The organism is Thalassobacillus sp. C254 (assembly GCF_001310615.1).
In genome coordinates this window covers 37,052-57,725 of sequence record NZ_BAXQ01000023.1, presented here as the reverse complement: position 1 = coordinate 57,725, position 20,674 = coordinate 37,052, and the positions used below count along the sequence as shown (strand labels likewise).

The following is a 20,674-nucleotide window of genomic DNA, read 5'->3' as shown; positions in this document are numbered from 1 at the left end:
GAAGTTCCGGCTGAAGAAGAAGCTCCAGCTGAAGAGCCTGCAGAAGAAGTTCCGGCTGAAGAAGAAGCTCCAGCTGAAGAGCCTGCAGAAGAAACTCCAACTGCAACAGAGGAGCCTGCAGCTGAAACTCCAGTTGAAGAAGACACAGCTGACGTAAGCGAAGCTGAAGGACAAACTATGACTATGGAAGCTACTGCATATACTGCTAACTGTGCAGGATGCACTGGTGTAACAGCTACTGGTATTGATCTTAATGCTAATCCGAATCAAAGTGTAGTCGCAGTTGACCCTAATGTTATTCCACTTGGTTCTACTGTATATGTAGAAGGTTACGGCGAAGCTGTTGCCGGAGATACTGGCGGGAACATCCAAGGAAACCGCATCGACCTATACATGCAAGATCGTGGAGATGCCGTTAACTTTGGTCGCCAAAATGTACAAGTAACTGTCATTGACTAATAATATAAGAAGATCCCCGGGTATCCTGTTTCAGGATAAATCCGGGGATCTTTTACTACCAAGGCTTTCGGACACCGTATTGCTGTTGAAAGGATGATGCAGCCTTCTCTCTCTCTTGTTTCGTGAGTTTAGGACAGGTATAACAATACTCTTTACGTCTGCCTGTTTTGTACATTAAACAGCAGGTAGCCTTTAAAGGGAGTTTTTCGACCGGTTTCCACCAGCTGTCTACATATCTGCGTTTAACATCAAATGGATTACGCACAGATCCAAAGATTTCAGGCGGCAGACGTTTTAATGCAAGTCTCCCTTCTTCTACTCTTGCTCGTTCGTGTAGAGTTAACCGAAAAAGAGAAGAAGCACTTAAGAACCCATGATCATATAACGCCCAGCATTGATTAAATGGAAGGCTGCTTAGTGCAGAAAGTGTGTGTAATACTCTTTGCTGGCTGTGAAATAACTTTCCTGCAATACTGAGACTTACTTCTTCCGTTATTTCCACCCTGGAAAACTCTAAGTCTTGTAGAAAAACAGATAATGTTAACGGCCTTTCCATGCTTTCTCCAATCATAGAATCTCCCAGATAAACGAGGGAAAGACTTTATTCTTTAATGAAAAATAATAAAGACCAGCGGTGGCAAGCGCTATATATGTGATGGTGTTCGCTGCAGCTGCCTTCCTATCTTCTCCCTGGATGACTTTTATTCTATGAGCCAGGAAATCAGCAGCAACACTATCTCTTTCTAACTCTGCAAAAGAGAAAGCTTTTTTTATATGTGCAGTACTGCTTTTTATGCCACATATTGCTAATTCTCCAGTATTTACATCAACACTGTATTACTCTCCTTTTTCTTTACTCTCCTTTGGCACAAGAGACCTGGCTTAGGAAAATTTCCTTCTATAGACTTGTAAGGATATTACAATGTCCTCTTGCTCTGAGGTAAGGAAGTCCTGCACCTTAACTATGACTGCAATTGAATGATTATGGGGCTTACGCAATAAAGATGAAACCTGAAGGTAGTCTTATACTAAAGGCCAGTATGACTTTCACAACATTGTACTCTTTGTATTTGTGCCCTTCTATTCTTTTTAATACTTATTAATGTAATTATTAATAAAATACCAAAACGTCTGTTGTTGATTGAGTTGTATTTTATAAGACATGGCTGTAAATGAAAACAAAAAACCTAAAGAAGACCAGCTACTAAAAACGAGTAGCTATGTTCGGTCTAACTTTAGGTGTAATACGCGTTTTCCTCTATTGAATATTCTTTGGTGCTAATTCTACCCCTTGACGAATAGCTTCTTTAAGGCTTGCCTCATCAGCAATGCCTTTCCCTGAAATATCAAAAGCCGTTCCATGATCTACACTTGTTCTTAAAATTGGCAGTCCCACAGTAATATTAACCCCAGATTCTAAACCTAATACCTTAATAGGGCCGTGTCCTGATCATGATACATAGCTACTACCACATCAAAGTCTCCTCTAACTGCACGGAAAAAAAGAGTGTCAGCTGGAAGAGGGTCTGTAGCATTAATCCCTTCTTCTTGTGCTTTCTTTACTCCAGGGAGTACTTTCTCTTCTTCTTCACCATAGCCGAATAAACCATTTTCACCTGCATGTGGATTAATTCCACAGACAGCAATCCGTGGTTCCTTTATTCCAGCTTTGACTAAGGTATCATTTGCCATTTTTATAACGTTATAAACCCTTTCAGGCTTTATACTCTTAACAGCATCTATCAAACCAATATGGGTGGTTACATGAATTACCTTCAGTTTAGGTGAAGAAAGGAACATTGCAAATTCCTTTGTATCTGTTAAATGAGCTAATAACTCGGTGTGTCCTGGATATTTGTGACCACCTTTTTGTAGAGCTTCCTTGTTTAAAGGAGCAGTACAAATGACGTCTATTTCTTTATTCTTAGCTAGTTCAACCGCTTTTTCAATATAACGATAAGCTGCGTCACCAGCCTTTGAAGAAACTTCTCCAAAAGGAAGATCCTCTGGTAGCAAATCTAAATCTACACAATCAACCTTTCCTACTTCAAATCGAGCCTCATTAACAGATTGAATGGAATTTATAGGCATATTAGAACCTACTATTTCTCCAGCGCGTTGTAATATTTTAGCATCTCCCACGACAAGAGGATGACACCATTCGTAAACTTCCGAGTCTGTAAGGACCTTCATAATGATTTCCGGTCCGACACCTGCCGCATCTCCCATAGTCATGCAAATTACTGGCTTACTCATAGGAACCCTCTCTTTCTACAATGCATTCTTTAGTAACGTTTTAAAGCTTTCGACTGTTGGTACTCTAGGATTATTTCTGATCAGTCTTTCTATTTTTAGTGCTTTTTCAGCAATGGTATCAATATCTTCATCTTTTACACCAATCTCAGATAGACGAGCCGGTAAATTAATATCAACTAATAACTGTTCGATACGTGAAATAAACGAATCAGCAGCCTCATCCTTATTAAGATCTGCTTTTGTAGAATCTACCATTCTTTCTGCAAAAGCTAGTTTATCAGTTATTACCGCTTTATTGTGTTTCAATACATGAGGCAGTAATAAACCCGTTAGTTCACCATGGGGAGACTTTACGATTCCTCCAATAGGGTATGCAAGTGCATGCGCAGCCGCAGTGCCAGCGTTTGAAAATGCTTGGCCGGCAAGTAGGCTTCCTAGTAACATATAATAACGAGCCTCTTTATTAGTCCCTTGGTTAACAGCTAATGGCAGGTATTCAACAATGTAACGGATAGCCTGCAGTGCAAGCGAATCACTCATAGGATTTGCACCCTGAAATAAAAGCTCTCCTTCAGCGTCAATGTACTGTGACTCTTTTGCTGTATAAGCTTCCACAGCATGACTTAATGCATCTATTCCAGAACATGCAGTCACATAAGCAGGCAACTTCAGCGTTAATTCAGGATCAAGTAAAGCAGCTTTTGGCCTTAAGTTGTTATCGGAAATACCAGTTTTTATTTTATTTTCATTATCAGTTAAGACAGTCACTGAAGTAACTTCAGACCCCGTACCTGCAGTAGTAGGAATAGCAATTAATGGGGCTATCGCTCCAGGCACTTGGTTTTCGCCAAAATAGTCCTTAGGCTCGCCTCCGTGTTCTAATAAAAGCGCCACAACTTTTGCTAAATCAATGCTGCTTCCACCGCCTAAACCAATAATGACATCGACCTGCATTTGTTTCTTGGCTTCTTCCAAACATTCCACGGCACTTTCTACTGGTGGTTCTGGCACAGCTTTATCGTAGACTTCTACATTAAAATCAGATAGTACGTCTAAGATCACCTCGACTAAACCCGCATTCCTAATGCCTTGGTCAGTCACAATTAATACGTTCTTGGCATCAAATTTTCTGCAAAGCTTTGGTAGTTCCTGAATAGCTCCATTGCCAAAAACCATCGTTTCAGTTGAGTGTACTGTCCATGTATTCCTCATACTATCCCTCCGCTACCTGTTATTTAAAACAATAATTTTCTCATCAGTCATTTCTTCGATGGCATATTTAGGCCCTTCTTTTCCAACACCACTATCTTTTATACCGCCATATGGCATGACATCAGCTCTAAATGTGGATACGTCATTTATAATTACTCCACCAAATTGTAAAGTTTTTGCTGCTTCCATTGCTAAGTGGATATTGGAAGTAAATACACCAACTTGAAGTCCGTACCGGGAATCATTAGCTTGTTTTATAGCATCATTAAAGTCTTTGTAAGGAACAACTACAATAACTGGAGCAAATACCTCGTCACATACTACTTTCATTTCAGGTTTAACGTCTGTCAATACTGTTGGATAATAGATAGAGCCTTCCCGTTTCCCACCTGAAACCACAGTAGCACCTTGTTCTACTGCTTCGTTTACCCAGCTTTCAATTCTTTCAGCAGACTTTTTATCAATCATAGGCCCGACTTGAGTTTCATCCTTCATTGGATCGCCTACCACTAAGGATTCAGCTGCATTTTTTGCCTCCTCTAAAAATGCATCAAGAACCTCCTCTTGTACGTAAACTCTTTGAACAGAAATACAAGCCTGGCCATTGTGGATAACACCCTTTTGAACACATGATTGAGCAATTTCAGAGAGGTTTTCTACATCCTTATGTACGATATTAGGAGCATTACTGCCTAGCTCTAATGTTACCTTCCTGATTCCAGTTTCACTTTTAATTAGACGACCAATATCTGGACTTCCAGTAAAGGTGTACATGTTTACATCTGGATGCTTTAATAAATGCTGTCCAGCTTCATGACCATAACCATTTACTACATTTAAATATCCCGCCGGAAAGCCTACTTCTCTCAATATTTCAACCATCTTAATAGCACTAAGTGGTGTTTTTTCAGCAGGCTTTAATACAATAGTGTTTCCTGCAGCTAAAGCAGGGGCAAGCTTATGAGCAGTTAAATTAAAAGGAAAATTAAAAGGAGTAATGGCCGCTACTACGCCTACAGGCTGACGAATTGTAAAAGCCATTCTATTTTCATTTCCACTCTGCCCTTCTACTGGAACAGTGTGACCGGTAATTCTTTTCCCTTCCTCTGCTGCTGCCAGAAAGGTTTGAATGCCTCTATCTACCTCACCCCGGGCATCGTTAATTACTTTTCCAACCTCACGAGCAATCGTTTCAGCAAGTTCCTCCTTACGCGCTTTAAACTTTTGAGCAGCAGCTACTAAAAGATCAGCTCTTTCTGTAGGAGTTAGTTTAACGGTTTCAAACGTTTTCTTTTGCAACTTTTACAGCTTTATCAATTTCCGTCTTTGACCCTCTTGAAATCGTGGCTAAAGGGGTATTTTCAAATTTGTCCTCAACATTAATAACTTCATTGTTCGTAAGTTTCTCTTCACCAATATAGTGGGGATAATGTACTACTTTTTCACTCATTCTAATCACCTTCCATTTAATAAAAATATTTAAAAGTTAGGGAAGTTACCCTTATCATCAAAAATTATATCCCGGGGAGGTTCTAGGACTTCAATAGAGTTATCGTCTTTTATCTCTTCAAATACCGTTTCTGAAACATATAACGTAGAAATTTCAAGAGTATTTGGTATTCTCACAAAACGTGTGTCCTGGCCATCAACTCCCCAATTACCACGCATTGCTGCTTCTAATGCCCCTTTATCATTCTTTAAAACAATCGGAATAGAAGCACGTGCCAAAAAGGTGCTCGTAATAACATTTTCATTCATTGCCTGAAAGTTAATTTTATTAAGTAAACGTTCAGTCGTAAGGTCTGCTAACCCAATGCCTAAGGCATTACCATGAGAAGGAGCACTCACATCACCAACAATAATATATTTAATTTGGGGATTTTCAGGTTCTCGCACTCCACTAATTCTAATCCTCCTATAATGTTTGTATCCATCCCCGTTCCGCTGAAATTTTTTCCAATTTCATCGACAAAAAGGATGTCACAATTTTTCACAGGGAGGGAAGGCATAAACTGGCTAGCTTGCTGTAATAGTTCAGCTTCTCTTTCAAAAATATTCTTAGTAGGTATCGCCTCAATAATCGCTGTCTCATCATAAGCGTTTTCGACAATTCCAATCCCAAATAATACTTTCCCGGAATCAAAAATCACTTTTGCAGCCTTAGGCATCACATCCCTAATTCCGTGAATGCCTAATGTATGCAAAGCTAAAGCCTGATCATGTTTCCCCAGTCCTATGGAAGCCATCTTGCAAATTCCGCTTTCAATGGTTGCACGAAAATCCGTATGGGGCTTTATTCTTCCCATAACAATTACTCCATCAGCTTCATAAGCATTTTTATCCATATAAACGGGAAGGTCTTCTTCAGTTGTGCCTATTTGCACTGTTTGCATAGAAGATTTGATAGGGGCTCCGCTATATTCTTCCGTAATACCTAAACTATTAAGCACTTTAACCTGTCCTTCAGCTGTGGCTCCGCCGTGACTTCCCATGGCTGGGACAATAAATGGGTTTGCTCCCTTTTCTTTTAACTGCCTGATCACTTCTTTAATGATTAATGCAATATTTGCAATTCCTCTGCTTCCAGCTGTAATAGCAATACTTGCACCCGGTTTAATTTGGCATTTAATGTCTTCTTTGTCTAATTCCTCAGAAACCAACTGCTCAATGGCCGTGACTTGTGGTCGATCAAAAGATTGACGTATCTTAGCAACTTTGGGATAAGAAGTCATAATAAATTCCTCCTAATTTGAGATTGAAGGCAAGAAAGTTGAAATTTCAGGTATATAGCTGATGATCAGCACATTTATTATGAGTACAATCAAGAAAGGAATGACCGCCCAAGCTATTCGCTCTAAGGTAGTATTTGCTATTTGGGCTGCTACAAATAGGTTGACACCTACTGGTGGTGTAACCATTCCTACAGCCAAGTTTACAACCATAATAATACCAAAATGAACCGGATCAATTCCCATAGTCATAGCTACAGGCACTAAGATTGGAGCCAAAATAATAATTGCGGCTGAAGTTTCAAACACCATCCCCACAATAAGCAAGAACACATTTACAATCAATAGAAAGACAAGCGGACTTTCTGTGAATTGTGTGAATTGTTCTGCGATTGTTTGAGGCACTCGCTGCCTAGTTAGTATATAGGCAAATACACCGGCATTTGCAATAATAATCATGATAATAGCCGTTGTAATAGAGGACTTTATGAAAATATTCATAAGATTTTTTACAGTAATTTCTCTATACACAAAGAATCCTACAATAAATGCATACACTACAGCTACACCCGCAGCTTCTGTTGGAGTAAAGATCCCCCCATAGATACCACCAAGAATAATAACCGGCATCATTAATGCTAATAATGCGTCCTTAAAAGCAACGCCTTTTTCTTTCCAATTTGAACTTTCCCCGCCTTTGTAATCTCTCATTTTAGAAATGATATAAACAGTAATAAGCAATAAAATGCCTAACATTACTCCAGGAAGGATACCTGCCAGAAACAAACTACCAATTGAAACCTGAGCTGTTACCCCATATAAAATCAGAGGGATACTTGGCGGAATAATAACCCCAATTCCACCAGAAACAGCCTGGACAGAAGCAGCAAAATCCTTGTGATACCCTTTTGCAATCATGGCTGGAATCAAAATAGAACCAATCGCGGCAACTGTTGCTGGACTTGAACCAGAAATAGCTGCAAAGAACATTGAGGTGACAACGACAACTGCGGCTAAGCCACCCTTCATTTCACCAACAATCACATTAGCAAAATTAATCAAACGTCGTGAAATACCTCCTGTTTCCATTAAGCTTCCCGCAAGTATAAAAAACGGTATGGCCAGTAATGGAAAAAGGTCTAACGCATTAAACATCCTTTGCACAATACTCTCTAGTGGCATAGTTCCCGATAACCATATAGCCACTGTTGATGATATCCCTAATGCAAATGCAATGGGAACACTAAACATGAACAACAGGATGAGTGTAATAACTAGGATTGTGACCAATTAACTCATTCCTTTCTAAACATCTCAATAAGTACTGCAACACTATTTAAAAGCATAAAGAAGGCTCCTATAGGCATTGCTGCATAGGGCCATACCATTGAGATCCTCATTGCAGGAGAACGTTGATTGCTTACAGATTCTAAAACGTTTATCCCTTTATACATGATGAAAATAAAGAACACCATACAAACTATGTAAGAAAAAACTTTTAGAATTCTGTGTATTGTTTCAGGAAATCGTTCTACAAACATTTCTATCCCAATTAAGCTTTTTTCCCTTAAAGCTACTGCTGCACCTAAAAAAACCACCCAGACCATCAGGTACCGTAAAAGCTCTTCTGACCAAGAAAGAGAGGTTCCCAATACGTATCTAGAAAATACCTGGTAGGCAATAATTACTGCCATAGAACCTAGTGTAATTCCTATGACGTATTTAATTACCCAATTTATATAATCAATACCACGAACGATTATACTCACATTCAGTCACTACCTTTCAAAAAGGGGGCCGAGTAAGAAACACTCGCCCCACAATTTCTTCCCTTTTCCTTACTCGTGATTTTGAATTGACTCAATAAGGTCTTCTCCAAACACGTCACTATACTTCTCATAAACTGGTTGTACTGCATCAATAAACGGCTCTAGGTCAACATCTTCAATAACTTCCATACCTTCATCTTTTAAGCTTTCAATGTACTCTTCTTCCATGCGTTGAACAATCTCTCTCTCTAACTCAGCACCCTCTTGAGCCACTTCACGGAGGATTTCTTGTAAGTCTTCAGGCATGCTGTTGTAGACTTCTTCTGAGATAACTAGAATTGATGGATTGTATACATGGCCTGTAAGGGACAAATAGTCTTGAACTTCATAAAACCTAGAGGTTTGAATTACAGGTATAGGATTTTCTTGTCCGTCAACCACTCCTTGTTGGAGTGCTGTAAATAATTCACCAAAAGCCATAGGTGTTGGGTCAGCATCCATAGCCCGGAAAGCATCCATATGAATATCATTTTCCATTGTTCTTAGCGAAAGGCCGGCTAGGTCTTCAGGTGTTTCTACTGGACCATCGCTATTTGTTACATGACGGAAACCATTTTCCCACCATGCAAGTCCGATTAACCCTGTTGGTTCAAGCTTTTCTAGTAATTCTTGTCCAATTTCCCCATCCAGAACTCCATGTGCGTGATCATGATCACGGAATAGGAATGGCAAGTCAACAACTGTAACTTCTTCAGCAAATCCACTCATAGGCCAGTAGAAGTCAATACCATCTCTTGGTTTCCAAGTTGAACGCTTTCTATCATATCTCTTTCGCCGCCAAGGGCACTGTCAGGAAATAACTCTACTTCAATTCTGCCATCACTACGCTCTTCTATCATATCCTGAAACTCTAATAAGGCTTCTTGGTAATGGGAAGTATCGGCTAAAGTGTGCCCTATTGCAAGGGTATAGGTTTCTTCCCCGTTTCCGTTTCCGTCTCCGCTTGCCTCTGTGTTTCCATCATCTCCATTCCCTCCACATGCAGAAAGAGATACAGCTCCCAGTACTAGTGCACTACCTACTAACCATCTTTTTTTCATCGTACTAATCCTCCTTGGTTGTTTATAATATTAATAGCTTTTAATAATGAATCTTCTTTACCAAAACCTCCGGCCTTAGTGACAACGATCATCCCTTTATATGCTCCTTTTGGAACTATGCATATTGGGATGCCCTCATCTAGACGACCTACAATATTTAATGTATCTATATTTGCAGAACAACATGTTTGATAAGCTATGTCTCCGCCAGTTAGAAAAATACCGTTAATTTTATGTTTTGATAATAAATAACTTCCTAGCGTTCCAAGCCCTTTCGCAATAAGATTTCCAATATATGAGTATTTGCTTAAATATTTTGCCCACTCTTCTGAATTACTGCTTTGAGTTTGGACAGAAAATACCGATATGTCTTTAATTTGTTCTAACTCATGCAAGGAACAAGGTTCTACCTCTTTCAACCCTAGCTTTGTCAAACTTAGAGGGTCTAGAGTTGTGATAGAGGTCCCGTTTCTTTCTGCGTAATTCACTTGTAAGTTACTTGCTTCATTTTGGCTTCCAACAATCCCTAAGAACCTACTATCATCACGAGCAAGGTCCTTATTATCTTGCGATGAAGGATTAAGGAGATTTAATTTGCTTTTTAAGACCCTTGCTAACGAATTAGCCAAGCCAGCTGATCCAACCCAAAAAAATCTCTCTTGGACAGCAAGACTAGCAGCAGCAATGCAATCAAGGTCTTTTTGCTCCCTTGTATCAAAAGATAGTAATTTTACTCCGTCTCTTTTCGCTTGATAAATCTCTTCTTGTATTTCATCTACAGAGAAACCGCTTTCAAATCCAACATGACGAGTTAAATGTTTAGATTGACTTTCTAATAACTTCTCAACCGATGAGGTTCTATAGGAAATTGTTTATCTTTTGCAAACTGGGTTTCATGCAGAGGCACTTCTTTTACGTACTGTACTCCCGACCTAATAACCCTTCCATTAATGGGGTACGATGGAGCTATAATAGCTAAGTCAAACTTTCCTTTTTCAATTAAAGCATCTATTTCTACTCCAATATGTCCCCTGAAAGTAGAATCTACTTTTTTATAAACGATAGATTCCGAGTCTATTAGTTTCGTTGAGAATTGCTCAAAACATTTTCTTGCCTCTTCCTCACTTTTCGAACGGGTCTCTAAATTTAAAACGTTTACCCAGTTCTCTTTAAGAGTAGCTCTTTCCGAATTAACTACCACTCTGGTTGAAAACCCTTGTTCAAAGAATTGCAACCCTGTATCATTTGCTCCTGTTAAATCATCTGCTAGTACTGTGATACTCTCAATAAGTCGCTCCTCCTTTCTAGGAACATGGTATTGATTGTTGAGTGAATATCTAAATTATAACGCTTACATGTTTAATATTTCAATAGTATTTATTTTTTAAATTGTTTCATTTTTAAACACTTTGGTTCTTTATGTCCATTTCTTTTAATTTCCTCCATAAAGTAGTCCTATTCACTCCTAGCTTTTTTGCCACTCTAGATTGGTTAAAATTTTCAAGTTTCATAACCAATAGGATAGCTTCCTTTTCAATCTCTTCTAACGTTTTACCAGTTATGTTTACTGCTGAATTTGTTGAACTTTTCACTTTTGTCTCCTTGTGATCCAATTGTTGCAGGATATCTTTAACGTCTGTGTTCTCGATAAATGGACCGTTACTAACCAAACACATTTGATAAATAATGTTTTTTAATTGCGTTACGTTACCAGGCCAATCGTACTCTAGCAAAAAAGTCTTCACTTCATTACTTAATCCTACAATTTGTTTGCCTAACTTCTTATTGGAAGACGCAATGAACCAGCGAATTAAATCATTTATATCTTCTTCTCTCTCTCTTAATGAGGGCACAGTTATACTAAAAGATTTCAAAGATCTATACAAATTTTCATTTAATAGTCCTTCATTTACTAAAATATCTAAGGGGATAGTGTTGGACACTATTATCCGGAAACTTTCATTAGAAGAGTTATATACTAATTCTTTTCCTGCATGTGTTAGGAACTTCGATTGGAGACTGCTTGGCATAGAACCAATTTCTTTAATAAATAAAGTGCCACCTTTTGCTCTCTCTACCGCTCCTGAACGAGGATAAGCACCCTTGTCCCTGCCAAATAAAATTTCATCTAGTTCCTCAGCATTGGAATCCCGACAAGATACCGTAACAAATCCTCCTGTCCTAGAGCTTTCATTATGGATGGCTTGCGCTAACACTGTTTTCCCACTGCCGTGTTCTCCATAAATAAGAAGTGGCAGGTTTGATTTGCTTAATTTTTTCGCGGAGCTAATTACATGACTCATTTTTCAGAGTTAGCAACGACATGATTAAAGTGAGTGTAAGGTTGGCTATAATTAACTACTCTTCCTCTTTTTCTTTGTATTCCAAGAGCAGCAGGTGAGGGTTTTACGAACACAAAGACAGCAATGACCACTGACTTCTCTACAACTGGTACTTTTCGTACATGTATCGCCCTTCCATTGTATGGTATTTCTAATTCCTCCGTCTTTTGCTGTAGTGATGTCTGGCTAATATCCAGAAAGGAGGATACCTTATTTATATTCTTGTGTAGAAGAGTGTCTGGCTCCACTCCAAAAGAGTACATGCTTTAGAGTTTGCTTGTATGCATTCTCCTGATCTACTCGTTAGAAAACACCTTCCTCTATGTTACTCACAAGAGTTAACAGCTTCCTAACTTCTAATCTTTGATAATAAAATACTTCCTCAGCCTCTTCTATAGCTTCTATACATGCCTCTTTCCACTATTAATCAAAACGCCGTGAAGTCCCATCTTTTCCGCTTCAGTGGTTGATATTACATCACCAATAATAACTTGCACGCCATCCTTCCAAGCTTTATCAAGCTCTTTTTTATATCACTTTGTGTATTGATAGGTAAAAATGTCAGGTCAATATCTAGCAATTTACTTATTGAATCGGCACCATGAATTACATTAAAATAACTCATGATTCCGATTTTCCCCTGATACCCTTTCATTAGAGCCACTGTTCTCAAAATGTCATATCCTGTAATATTTATGTTGATTACAGGTAAGGAGCAGTTTTCACGAATCATTTTTGCTGTTGCTCCCCTGCTAATAATAATATTGTATCCATTTGATTCGGCTGCTTTTGCTAACTCTACCCCATCCTCTAGATTACCAATTTGAATATCAATGTTTTTGTTATGGTCTTGCTTAACTTCGTTAAATACATCGGCTAACCCCGAGTAGGGAGCTATGACTAGGATTTTTTCCATTTCTTTCACCCTGTTTCATTATTCAACATGTGTTAGTAACATATTACAACACCTTCACAGGATATGAAAGGGCTTTCTTTTATTGACTAAATCTAAAACGGAAAAATCAGTTATTCCGCTTTAGATGTTAGATCCTGTTCCCTGACTATACAGGCCTCTTCTATTGAGCTTTCTTGCTAGGTGCAGACTTTTTTCTTTTCCAGATTTCTTTTTGGTTTTACTTTCCTTATTCTTATCTACGGATCTTTGGAGAGCTTCCATTAAGTCCGTAACGTTAGAAGGTTCTTCTTTTTCTGTTCGAGTGACTACATCTTTTCCGGCTTTTTTTGCTTCAATTAATTCTTGAAGTTTCTTCCGGTAATCGTCCTCATATTTACCAGGCTCAAATGTGGTTGTAAGCTGGTCGATTAGTAAACTTGCTGTATCCAACTCTTTTTTTCGTTATATTATCCTCGGCTGGAATGTTAGGAACTTCTTCTGCATTTCTGACTTCATCGGGAAAATGTATCGTTTCCATTAAAAGAGTATTGTTGTACTCGCGGATGACAGCCATTTGCTCTTTAGAACGTATGATAATTTTGGCCAGGCCTACACGGCCGGATCCTTGAGGGATTTCCTTAATAAAGAGTATGCTTTAGCGCCTCCATCATTTGGTGACATAAAATAACTTCTATTAAAATAGACGGGATCGATCTCATCTATGTTTATAAAATCCACAATTTCTACTGCTTTTTCTTCATTTGGCTTTCTTATTTCTTTAAGCTCTTTTTCCTCAAACACAACAAATTTCCCATCTGTAATTTCATACCCTTTCACTACCTCTTCCGTATTGACTTCTTCTTCACACACTGGACAGACCTTTTCATATTTGATGGGTGTATGACATTTTTTATGAAGAGTTCTTAATGAAATGTCTTTATTTTCTGTTGCTGCATGAAGTTTGATTGGTATGTTAACCAGTCCAAAGCTTATACTTCCCTTCCAGATTGTATGCACGAATATGCCTCCTTCTTTTTTGTGTTATTTTGCACCAGAAGGATACCAATCCATTCATTAATCCATAATAAATAACATAAACTCATCCATCATGATGGTTCAGTTACTTTATCCTTGAAGGTGGTTTGTAATGAAGATAATGCTTCCTGTGCTTCACAATGACCTGCCAGAGAACTCCCAATGGGCTTACGAAGTGAAGTATGACGGCTTTCGAGCTCAGTTACAATGGTCCTCACATAAGCAGTATTCTTTCATAAGCAGAACCGGTAAAGATTTATCTAAATTATTTCCAGAGATCATTGATTTTTTGTCAGCTAATGACAAAACTTTAAAATCCCACTCTCCTTTTTTGTTAGATGGAGAAATTGCCGTTCTTGGAAACGATGGGAAATCTTTTTTTTCTGAAGTCCAAAAAAGAGGAAGAATGAGATCAGAGAAATCTATTCAAAAGCAGTACTACAACGGCCGGTTTGCTTTCTGGCTTTTGACTTATTAATTTATCGAGGCTCTTCGATTACCGATTCTTCTTATGAAAAAAGAAAAAAGAAGCTGGAAGATTTTTTTAAAGAAGAAGATTTTCCGATATGCCTACTATGACCTTTACCAAGCTTCTCCAGTCCATACCATCTCATAGCCGCAAAGAAGCTCTGCACCAGGTACTTGAATGTCAAGGCGAAGGAATTGTAGTAAAAAACAAAAAAAGCAGGTGGGAGAAGAATCGTTCAAACAACTGGGTGAAATGGAAAAATTGGCGTCTGGTTAAATGCTTTATTACAGGATACAATTCAGAAAATCAGTACTACGATATCGGTGTTTTCAAGGGAGAAGAAGTGTATAAAGCTGGTGCTTTTCTTCACGGGTTAGGAAAGAAGGAAAAAGAGATTCTAAACCAGATTATTAAAAAAAACGGTCTCCTTCAAAATAAAAATATGTATGCTATTTCTCCCTCTATTTGTGTAGAAGTTAACTACTTAGAGCGAGGAGAACAGGAACTAAGAGAACCATATTTCAATCGTTTTTACTGGATTCAGAGCCTGAAGAGTGTACGTATGAACAAATGCTGTTAGATGAGCTCCAGCTTCCTCAAAACGTCCCAGTTACCAACATAGACAAGCCCTTGTGGAGCTCTCCACCCATCCTGAAATTAGATTACCTTCGTTTCATGAGAGCGATAGCTCCTTTACTGCTTCCCTATTTAAAGAAGAGGCTTCTTACAGTGATTCGTTACCCCCATGGAATGTATGGCGAAAGTTTTTATCAAAAACAATGCCCTGATTATGCTCCTGAATACGTACAAACATCTAATCATGAAGGAACTTCTTTTATTGTCTGTAACTCTGCAGAAACATTGTTATGGTTAAGCAATCAGCTCGCTATCGAGTATCATGTGCCTTTTCAAACAGTTGACTCAGATTTTGTGAGTGAAATCGTTTTTGACCTGGATCCTCCCTCCCGGGAATTCTTTTCCCTGGCAGTAAAAGCAGCGAAAGAGTTAAAAAGAATCTTTGATAGCCTTCAGCTCACAAGCTTTGTGAAGTTTTCAGGAAATAAAGGTCTTCAAGTATATCTTCCTTTAGAAAAGGAAACTTTCACCTGGGAAGACACTGAACAGTTCAATTCGTTTATCGCCGCATTCCTTGTTAAACAGTCCCCAGAATTATTTACCGTAGAGCGCTTAAAAAAGAATAGGGGTAACAAGCTTTATGTTGATTATATTCAACATCGCAAAGGGAAAACCATTATTGCTCCGTACTCTCTCAGAGGCAATCAATCAGCTCTTGTGGCTGCTCCACTTTTTTGGGAGGAAGTTGAAGAAGGACTTGATGCAGAAAACTTTACCATGGAGAAAGTCATACAAAGAATAAAGAGACAAGGGTGCCCCTTTTCTCATTTTTTCGAAACAAATAACAGCTCATTAAAAAAAATCATTACCGATTTGAAGTCAAAAGGCCATGTCTTTTAAAATAAGCTTCATCCTTTGTGGTCTTTTGACATATTTCTCGGGAAATAATCTCTCTTTTTTTACCTTGCAATCGTTCAATCTTTTATTGTGAATCTATCCTCCTATGATAACTTCAAAGTGTATAACAAATATTATAGGGAGGGAAAGTTATATGAGTAGAAAAGAAATTGAAGACAGAATTCAAATGTTGAAGGTAGATTACATAAGGGTACAAGGAGATATTGAAAAGTTGGAATCCGTAGGGCGTGGTGTGGAAAAGGCCGAAAGCCAGCTCACTGAAATTGAACAAGAGCTGACTGACCTAAATCATAAACTGACTGCTCTTATTTAATACAAGTCTATAGTATGGGTGAAAGCAGTCTTGCGATGGACTCTTTAAACTTAATCCAGACTGATCTTTTAGCATAGAGTTCCTTTGTTAATTCCCTGGAGTCTTTAATGTCATTTTCAAAGGCTAAGGCAAGTTCTTTTGACGTTTGAGCATTGTATAAAAAAGCATTTACTTCAAAATTAAGCCGAAAACTTCGCACGTCTATATTTGCCGTGCCAACAGAGCTTACCTTTCCATCCACAACAAGTGTTTTCGCATGAATAAATCCTTTTTCATAAATAAAAACCCTGGCCCCAGCTTTAAGCATCTCAAATATATAGGAGTATGTAGCCCAATATACAAATGGGTGATCAGGTTTATTTGGAATCATAATAGATACATCTTTTCCAGATAGTGCAGCGATTCTTAACGTGTCAAGTAAGCTTGCATCGGGGATGAAATACGGTGTCTGAATATATATAGATTTGCGGGCGGAATGAATCATTTTAATGTACCCATTTTTTATTTGCTCCCATTCAGAATCCGGTCCGCTAGAAACAATTTGGGCAGCTACATCCCCTGCTGTTTTTTTGGGGGGAAATACCGATCTTGATAATTAATTGAAGCACTCTTGGATGCCTGGTTCCAATCCAGAATGAACCTGGTTTGAATCGCATTTACAGCCTCACCTTTGAGCTTCAAGTGAGTATCACGCCAATAACCAAATTTCTTACTTAGCCCTAAATATTCATCCCCAACGTTAAACCCTCCGACATAACCAATTTCCCCATCAATAATAACAAGCTTTCGGTGATTTCTATAGTTTAAGCGAAGGTTAATAAACGGGATACGCGACGGAAAGAAAATCCCCACTTCCCCACCAGCTTGTGTCATCGCTTTAAAATCTTTTTCGTAAGGAGCCTAGATCCCATGTCATCATATAAAACGCGTACCTTTACCCCTTCTTCTGCCTTTTTGCAAGGGCATCGATGATCTGTCCTCCCAGTCCATCATTACGAAAGATATAATATTGAAGATGAATGTGGTCTTTTGCCTGTTCAATATCTTTTAAAAGAGAAGCGAACTTTTCTTCTCCATCCAAAAAAATATCAACGCTGTTCCCTTCTGTTAAGACAGCATCATTATTTATCAAATGCATGTAGATAAGGTTTCGATAATCATTAACGTATGATTCTTTAAAGAAGAAATCAGGATTTCGGATGTTAGCTGTTTGATTATTAATTAGGTCCTCTATCCCTATTTTCTTAATATCACCCCAGTCAAACAATCTTTTTCGGCTTAAGTTCTGGCCGAAGATAAGGTACAAAATAAATCCCGCCACTGGGACAAAGAAAAGAATCAGTACCCAGGCCCAAGTGGCCCCAGCATCTCTTCTTTCTATGAAGATAACCACAGCTGCAAAGATAATATTTAATAAATAGAGAATCCCTAATAAAATTGTAACTATATCCATATACTATCCCTGCCTTTTAATGGTAGGTTTTTTATTCCTCAACCCCCATATTTTATCATTTAAAACTTTATTTATATAGCCATTTGATCATTCCCTTTATTTCCTTCTTCATAGTATATTCATAGAAAAAGCTAAACATAATAAAATAGCCTTGATATCCAGGTCTCCAGATAAGCAAGGCTTTGAGTTACAGGATTATTCAGTTAGTTCGAATGTCTCTATCTTTGTACCACCGTCTATAGAATAAGAATCAGGTGAATCATTTACATAAATAACAACAAAGACTGCCACAAGCGCGAAAAGAAAACCTACAAGAATGCGTTGAAACAAAGCACTTCTCTCCCTTACCTAATACTTTTGCCCTTCATTATTATAGTTGATAAAAGACCATCGTACTATTCTTTTTTTCCTCACTTTCTAAAATATTCTTCTTGTTATTCCATTGGCTTGAGTTCTGTCTCTTTTAAGGTTCAATAAAATACTTGACTAATTCATCTTTCCCTGGGATTCTCTGGTCTTCTAATAATTTCTATACCGAATATCCCGTATTCATTAAAGTCAACAAGGCATTCTTGTTCATGCATTTCCTTTATTGGGGTGTCCTTATCGAATTTCAATTCTACATACCGGTCTGCATCTTCCACACTTCCGCTGAAAAGTGGATAGTCGATTTTTTTTATCTTTGGAAGAGTAATGGACTCATGGTCTCTAACGGTTCTCATGAGCCGATATCCCAACCATTTATTGTCATCCGAATAAAGGAGGTAGCCATTTACATCTGGATAAGTACCAATAGGGAGGTCTTTTGAAGCTTTTCCTTGAAAATAAATATAAATAAGTTCATCTTCCATTGTTATTAGCATCTTGTTCCCTCCTTTTTCTATATTCTTTATCGTAAGTATATAACTAACAGAGATAAAAAATGAAATATCCTGTATTTATCCTTTACTTTTCTTTTTATTGGCATCCTCACGGTTAAAAATTGCTGATTGCTGAAGAAAATACTCTATTCACTTGTGAGAAATCTTTTTTAAACAACCAAATAATATTTCATTTGCTGATAATAAAAGGCTCCTGTTATATCCCAGGAGCCTTTGCTTTATTACTTTTCTTCCGTTTTTTCCATAGTTATACCGGTAAAACCATATATGACGGCAATAATAGGGCAAAGCAAACAAAAAAACGCGTATGGTAAATAACTCAGTACATCCACCTCAAGGACACTTGCCATAAACACACCACTAACTCCATAAGGAATTAAAGCATTTATGACAGTTCCTCCGTTTTCTAGTGCTCTTGAGAGATTTTTTCTCTTTAAACCAAGTTCTTCATACTGTTTTTCATAAGCTTTCCCAGTCAAAATGACTGACATGTATTGCTCCCCAAGAGTTATATTAATCCCCATTCCTGTAACCACGGTGGATAATACAAGACGCCCGGTTGAGGCCACTAAAGCACGAATGGTTTCAAGAAGCTTTTCAATGATACCGAGTTTATTTAATAAGCCACCCATACTTAATGTTAATACTAATAGTGAAAGGGGCCACATCATGTCTTGAATACCGCCTCTTGTGAGCAATGCATCAATTTGTTCATTACCTGATTCGGCTGTGTAACCGTCCTGAATGAATGAAATATAGTTTTCGATCGTATATTGCGGCTGCATGATTAAAGCAATAAGAAAGGCAGCTGCTATCCCTGCTAACATTGTCGGCAAAGCTGGAGTTCTCTTTATAGCCAGAAGAACAATAACTACTGCAGGGAGTAAAGCTATTGGGCTAATAAGGGAAACCTCTGTTAGTTCAGCCATAAGTTCATTGACACCTGCAGTTTCTATCTCTGCTTCGGTTCTCCCAATTAATATAAACAACAACAGGCTGACACCAAAAGCAGGAACTGCAGTCCAGATCATATGTCTAATATGTTCAAACAAATCTACCCTTGTTACAGATGCAGCAAGATTTGTCGTATCTGAGAGCGGAGACATTTTATCTCCTACTAAAGCGCCAGAAACTACAGCACCGGCCACCATGCGAGATCAAAGCCAAGGAGGCTTCCCAACGCCATGAAGGAAACACCAATCGTTGAAGCTGTCGTAAAGGAGCTTCCCACGCATGCTCCCACTATGGCTGTAACAATAAATACGCTGGGAAGAAAATAGCTCACAGAGACAACTTGGAAGCTATAGTGAATCAACGTAGGTATAGTGCCCGAACTCATCCAAATACTGATAAGCACGCCAATAAACATAAAGATTAACATAGGAATAATTCCAGATGATACCCCTTCCACAATCCCTTCCTCTACCTTTTTCCAGGGTGCTTTCTTTATAAAAGCATATACTACCAAAAATATAAACGCTGTAAAAATAGGGACATGTGGAGGCGCCTCAAATACGATAAGAGCCGTTCCTATAAGTGATAGAATAACTAAAATGACCAATAATGCTTCTATTCTTGTAACTGCTGGCAATTGTTTTTGATTTTCCATATTTACCTCCATTATCACTGCTTGAACGCTTTTATGCGTTGAAGCACAACGTTAAACATAATAGGAAATTCTTTTTTTGTCAAGACAGGGCGGAAAAACAATTTTTAAAGAATAGGCGCTCCTTACTGATCAAATGTCATACGATAACAATAAGAGGTGAAAAGAAATGAAGTGGTACAAAAAAGCTCAATATTTAATTGGTGAACCTGTAGGGATTGCTTTAAAAAACGGCCGAGGCACTTCTGGTATTCTCTGCAGTCTGGGAAACACAAAGATCTATTTACTGGAATATAATAATGACCGCGAATTTTCACTAAAGCAGTACCATTTTGAGGATATTCATAATATCCATCCCTTCCCGCCTGTGCAGCACTTATCCTTTTACAGCAAGCTTGTCCACTAATTTTAATATATCCTTTCTTGTCACAATTAATTGTCCTTTTCTTTCTGCTTTTGATTCACTGTGTGAACACGAATTTGTTTTTTTGTATAAAATAGCCTGTCTGCCGGGCAGACTCTTACTAGATCCTTTTTTTAAGTATTGAGCCTCGTTCGTCCATATAGGAAAGTCATGCAGATTGCTGCATCGGTACAGATGGTATAATAAATCCCGCATAGATCCAGCCAATACATTAAGCCTTTTAAAGAAAGACAGTAC

The 20,674-nt window shown here is 38.2% G+C and carries 22 protein-coding genes and 6 pseudogenes; 6 read left to right on the top strand and 22 right to left on the bottom strand.

Annotation, left to right across the window (positions count from 1 at the left end; all coding sequences use genetic code 11):
• Positions 1-459: 3D domain-containing protein (locus JCM19033_RS17500; RefSeq protein ID WP_198153555.1), on the top strand; the 459-nt coding region annotated here is incomplete at its 5' end.
• A gap of 55 nt (positions 460-514) precedes the next feature.
• On the opposite strand, the gene JCM19033_RS17495 is transcribed toward JCM19033_RS17500, so the two are convergent.
• From JCM19033_RS17495 to JCM19033_RS17430, 17 genes and pseudogenes are all read right to left on the bottom strand, one after another.
• Positions 515-1,030, bottom strand: coding sequence for a (2Fe-2S)-binding protein (locus JCM19033_RS17495; protein ID WP_054637266.1), 516 nt, complete (start codon positions 1,028-1,030; stop codon positions 515-517).
• 687 nt (positions 1,031-1,717) lie between these two features.
• A pseudogene (gene pdxA / locus JCM19033_RS17490) lies at positions 1,718-2,715 on the bottom strand (4-hydroxythreonine-4-phosphate dehydrogenase PdxA).
• Between the two features lie 15 nt (positions 2,716-2,730).
• The gene (locus tag JCM19033_RS17485) at positions 2,731-3,927 is read right to left on the bottom strand and encodes an iron-containing alcohol dehydrogenase family protein (RefSeq protein WP_054637265.1); all 1,197 of its coding nucleotides are present in this window, start codon (positions 3,925-3,927) and stop codon (positions 2,731-2,733) included.
• A gap of 12 nt (positions 3,928-3,939) precedes the next feature.
• Positions 3,940-5,226 carry an aldehyde dehydrogenase family protein gene (locus tag JCM19033_RS17480; protein ID WP_269758348.1) on the bottom strand — a complete coding sequence of 429 codons (1,287 nt, stop codon included), beginning with the start codon at positions 5,224-5,226 and terminating at the stop codon, positions 3,940-3,942.
• On the bottom strand, positions 5,207-5,377 hold the full coding sequence (locus JCM19033_RS26430) for a hypothetical protein (protein ID WP_269758347.1): 171 nt from the start codon (positions 5,375-5,377) through the stop codon (positions 5,207-5,209). The genes JCM19033_RS17480 and JCM19033_RS26430 overlap by 20 nt, the downstream gene beginning before the upstream one ends.
• A 29-nt stretch (positions 5,378-5,406) precedes the next feature.
• Positions 5,407-5,775 carry a hypothetical protein gene (locus JCM19033_RS26425; RefSeq protein WP_269758346.1) on the bottom strand — a complete coding sequence of 123 codons (369 nt, stop codon included), beginning with the start codon at positions 5,773-5,775 and terminating at the stop codon, positions 5,407-5,409.
• Positions 5,772-6,659: a lactate racemase domain-containing protein gene (locus JCM19033_RS17475; RefSeq protein ID WP_269758345.1), complete on the bottom strand. Its 888-nt coding sequence runs from the start codon at positions 6,657-6,659 to the stop codon at positions 5,772-5,774. The genes JCM19033_RS26425 and JCM19033_RS17475 overlap by 4 nt, the downstream gene beginning before the upstream one ends.
• Before the next feature lie 12 nt (positions 6,660-6,671).
• Entirely contained in the window at positions 6,672-7,946 is a 1,275-nt protein-coding gene (locus JCM19033_RS17470; RefSeq protein ID WP_083465550.1) for a TRAP transporter large permease, read from the bottom strand.
• A gap of 5 nt (positions 7,947-7,951) precedes the next feature.
• Positions 7,952-8,425, bottom strand: coding sequence for a TRAP transporter small permease (locus JCM19033_RS17465; protein ID WP_269758344.1), 474 nt, complete (start codon positions 8,423-8,425; stop codon positions 7,952-7,954).
• 69 nt (positions 8,426-8,494) lie between these two features.
• On the bottom strand, positions 8,495-9,193 hold the full coding sequence (locus JCM19033_RS17460; protein WP_269758343.1) for a DctP family TRAP transporter solute-binding subunit: 699 nt from the start codon (positions 9,191-9,193) through the stop codon (positions 8,495-8,497).
• Positions 9,190-9,525, bottom strand: coding sequence for a hypothetical protein (locus JCM19033_RS26420; protein WP_269758342.1), 336 nt, complete (start codon positions 9,523-9,525; stop codon positions 9,190-9,192). Before JCM19033_RS26420 ends, JCM19033_RS17460 begins: the two co-directional genes overlap by 4 nt.
• The gene (locus JCM19033_RS17455; RefSeq protein WP_054637264.1) at positions 9,522-10,154 is read right to left on the bottom strand and encodes a nucleotide-binding domain containing protein; all 633 of its coding nucleotides are present in this window, start codon (positions 10,152-10,154) and stop codon (positions 9,522-9,524) included. The genes JCM19033_RS26420 and JCM19033_RS17455 overlap by 4 nt, the downstream gene beginning before the upstream one ends.
• A gap of 45 nt (positions 10,155-10,199) precedes the next feature.
• Positions 10,200-10,759, bottom strand: a pseudogene (locus JCM19033_RS17450) (four-carbon acid sugar kinase family protein); the annotation flags it as partial.
• Positions 10,760-10,925: 166 nt separating this feature from the next.
• The gene (locus tag JCM19033_RS17445; RefSeq protein ID WP_083465547.1) at positions 10,926-11,828 is read right to left on the bottom strand and encodes a sigma 54-interacting transcriptional regulator; all 903 of its coding nucleotides are present in this window, start codon (positions 11,826-11,828) and stop codon (positions 10,926-10,928) included.
• Entirely contained in the window at positions 11,825-12,130 is a 306-nt protein-coding gene (locus tag JCM19033_RS24445; protein WP_054637261.1) for a hypothetical protein, read from the bottom strand. Before JCM19033_RS24445 ends, JCM19033_RS17445 begins: the two co-directional genes overlap by 4 nt.
• 138 nt (positions 12,131-12,268) lie before the next feature.
• Positions 12,269-12,783: pseudogene (locus tag JCM19033_RS17435) on the bottom strand (PrpR N-terminal domain-containing protein).
• Positions 12,784-12,903: 120 nt separating this feature from the next.
• A pseudogene (locus tag JCM19033_RS17430) lies at positions 12,904-13,779 on the bottom strand (Ku protein).
• Between the two features lie 130 nt (positions 13,780-13,909).
• Between JCM19033_RS17430 and JCM19033_RS26415 the strand changes: the two are divergent.
• The 4 genes and pseudogenes from JCM19033_RS26415 (at position 13,910) to JCM19033_RS17420 (ending at position 16,073) form a co-directional block, all read left to right on the top strand.
• Positions 13,910-14,376 (top strand): annotated as a pseudogene (locus JCM19033_RS26415) (hypothetical protein).
• Positions 14,364-14,846 (top strand): hypothetical protein, encoded by a 483-nt coding sequence (locus JCM19033_RS26405; RefSeq protein ID WP_269758340.1) that lies wholly within the window; start codon positions 14,364-14,366, stop codon positions 14,844-14,846. Before JCM19033_RS26415 ends, JCM19033_RS26405 begins: the two are co-directional and overlap by 13 nt.
• A complete protein-coding gene (gene ligD, locus JCM19033_RS26400) occupies positions 14,837-15,742 on the top strand; it encodes a non-homologous end-joining DNA ligase (protein ID WP_269758339.1) in 906 nt (301 codons plus the stop codon). Before JCM19033_RS26405 ends, ligD begins: the two co-directional genes overlap by 10 nt.
• Positions 15,743-15,893: 151 nt before the next feature.
• Complete coding sequence (locus tag JCM19033_RS17420; protein ID WP_054637259.1) at positions 15,894-16,073, top strand: SE1832 family protein; 180 nt, start codon at positions 15,894-15,896, stop codon at positions 16,071-16,073.
• A gap of 7 nt (positions 16,074-16,080) precedes the next feature.
• Here JCM19033_RS17420 and cls read toward each other — a convergent pair.
• The 5 genes and pseudogenes from cls to JCM19033_RS26385 all read right to left on the bottom strand — a co-directional run bounded on the left by cls (position 16,081) and on the right by JCM19033_RS26385 (position 20,016).
• Positions 16,081-17,526, bottom strand: a pseudogene (cls, locus tag JCM19033_RS17415) (cardiolipin synthase).
• Positions 17,527-17,721: 195 nt separating this feature from the next.
• Positions 17,722-17,856 carry a hypothetical protein gene (locus JCM19033_RS26395; RefSeq protein ID WP_269758338.1) on the bottom strand — a complete coding sequence of 45 codons (135 nt, stop codon included), beginning with the start codon at positions 17,854-17,856 and terminating at the stop codon, positions 17,722-17,724.
• A 161-nt stretch (positions 17,857-18,017) separates the two neighbouring features.
• Positions 18,018-18,389 carry a hypothetical protein gene (locus JCM19033_RS17410; protein ID WP_054637258.1) on the bottom strand — a complete coding sequence of 124 codons (372 nt, stop codon included), beginning with the start codon at positions 18,387-18,389 and terminating at the stop codon, positions 18,018-18,020.
• A 239-nt stretch (positions 18,390-18,628) separates the two neighbouring features.
• A complete protein-coding gene (locus tag JCM19033_RS26390; protein ID WP_269758337.1) occupies positions 18,629-19,513 on the bottom strand; it encodes a Na+/H+ antiporter NhaC family protein in 885 nt (294 codons plus the stop codon).
• 26 nt (positions 19,514-19,539) lie between these two features.
• Positions 19,540-20,016, bottom strand: coding sequence for a hypothetical protein (locus JCM19033_RS26385; protein WP_269758336.1), 477 nt, complete (start codon positions 20,014-20,016; stop codon positions 19,540-19,542).
• Positions 20,017-20,182: 166 nt separating this feature from the next.
• On the opposite strand from JCM19033_RS26385, the gene JCM19033_RS17400 reads away from it, so the two are divergent.
• Complete coding sequence (locus tag JCM19033_RS17400; RefSeq protein WP_054637257.1) at positions 20,183-20,419, top strand: hypothetical protein; 237 nt, start codon at positions 20,183-20,185, stop codon at positions 20,417-20,419.
• The last annotated feature ends 255 nt before the right edge of the window (positions 20,420-20,674 follow it).

Coding starts and splice junctions, on each gene's coding strand:
- JCM19033_RS17495 (WP_054637266.1), bottom strand. CDS start 1,030: ATGATTGGAGAAAGCATGGAAAGGCCGTTAACATTATCTGTTTTTCTA.
- JCM19033_RS17485 (WP_054637265.1), bottom strand. CDS start 3,927: ATGAGGAATACATGGACAGTACACTCAACTGAAACGATGGTTTTTGGC.
- JCM19033_RS26430 (WP_269758347.1), bottom strand. CDS start 5,377: ATGAGTGAAAAAGTAGTACATTATCCCCACTATATTGGTGAAGAGAAA.
- JCM19033_RS17475 (WP_269758345.1), bottom strand. CDS start 6,659: ATGACTTCTTATCCCAAAGTTGCTAAGATACGTCAATCTTTTGATCGA.
- JCM19033_RS17460 (WP_269758343.1), bottom strand. CDS start 9,193: ATGAGTGGATTTGCTGAAGAAGTTACAGTTGTTGACTTGCCATTCCTA.
- JCM19033_RS26420 (WP_269758342.1), bottom strand. CDS start 9,525: ATGAAAAAAAGATGGTTAGTAGGTAGTGCACTAGTACTGGGAGCTGTA.
- JCM19033_RS17445 (WP_083465547.1), bottom strand. CDS start 11,828: ATGAGTCATGTAATTAGCTCCGCGAAAAAATTAAGCAAATCAAACCTG.
- JCM19033_RS24445 (WP_054637261.1), bottom strand. CDS start 12,130: ATGTACTCTTTTGGAGTGGAGCCAGACACTCTTCTACACAAGAATATA.
- JCM19033_RS26405 (WP_269758340.1), top strand. CDS start 14,364: ATGCCTACTATGACCTTTACCAAGCTTCTCCAGTCCATACCATCTCAT.
- ligD (WP_269758339.1), top strand. CDS start 14,837: ATGCTGTTAGATGAGCTCCAGCTTCCTCAAAACGTCCCAGTTACCAAC.
- JCM19033_RS17420 (WP_054637259.1), top strand. CDS start 15,894: ATGAGTAGAAAAGAAATTGAAGACAGAATTCAAATGTTGAAGGTAGAT.
- JCM19033_RS17410 (WP_054637258.1), bottom strand. CDS start 18,389: ATGCTAATAACAATGGAAGATGAACTTATTTATATTTATTTTCAAGGA.
- JCM19033_RS26390 (WP_269758337.1), bottom strand. CDS start 19,513: ATGTCTCCGCTCTCAGATACGACAAATCTTGCTGCATCTGTAACAAGG.
- JCM19033_RS26385 (WP_269758336.1), bottom strand. CDS start 20,016: ATGGAAAATCAAAAACAATTGCCAGCAGTTACAAGAATAGAAGCATTA.
- JCM19033_RS17400 (WP_054637257.1), top strand. CDS start 20,183: ATGAAGTGGTACAAAAAAGCTCAATATTTAATTGGTGAACCTGTAGGG.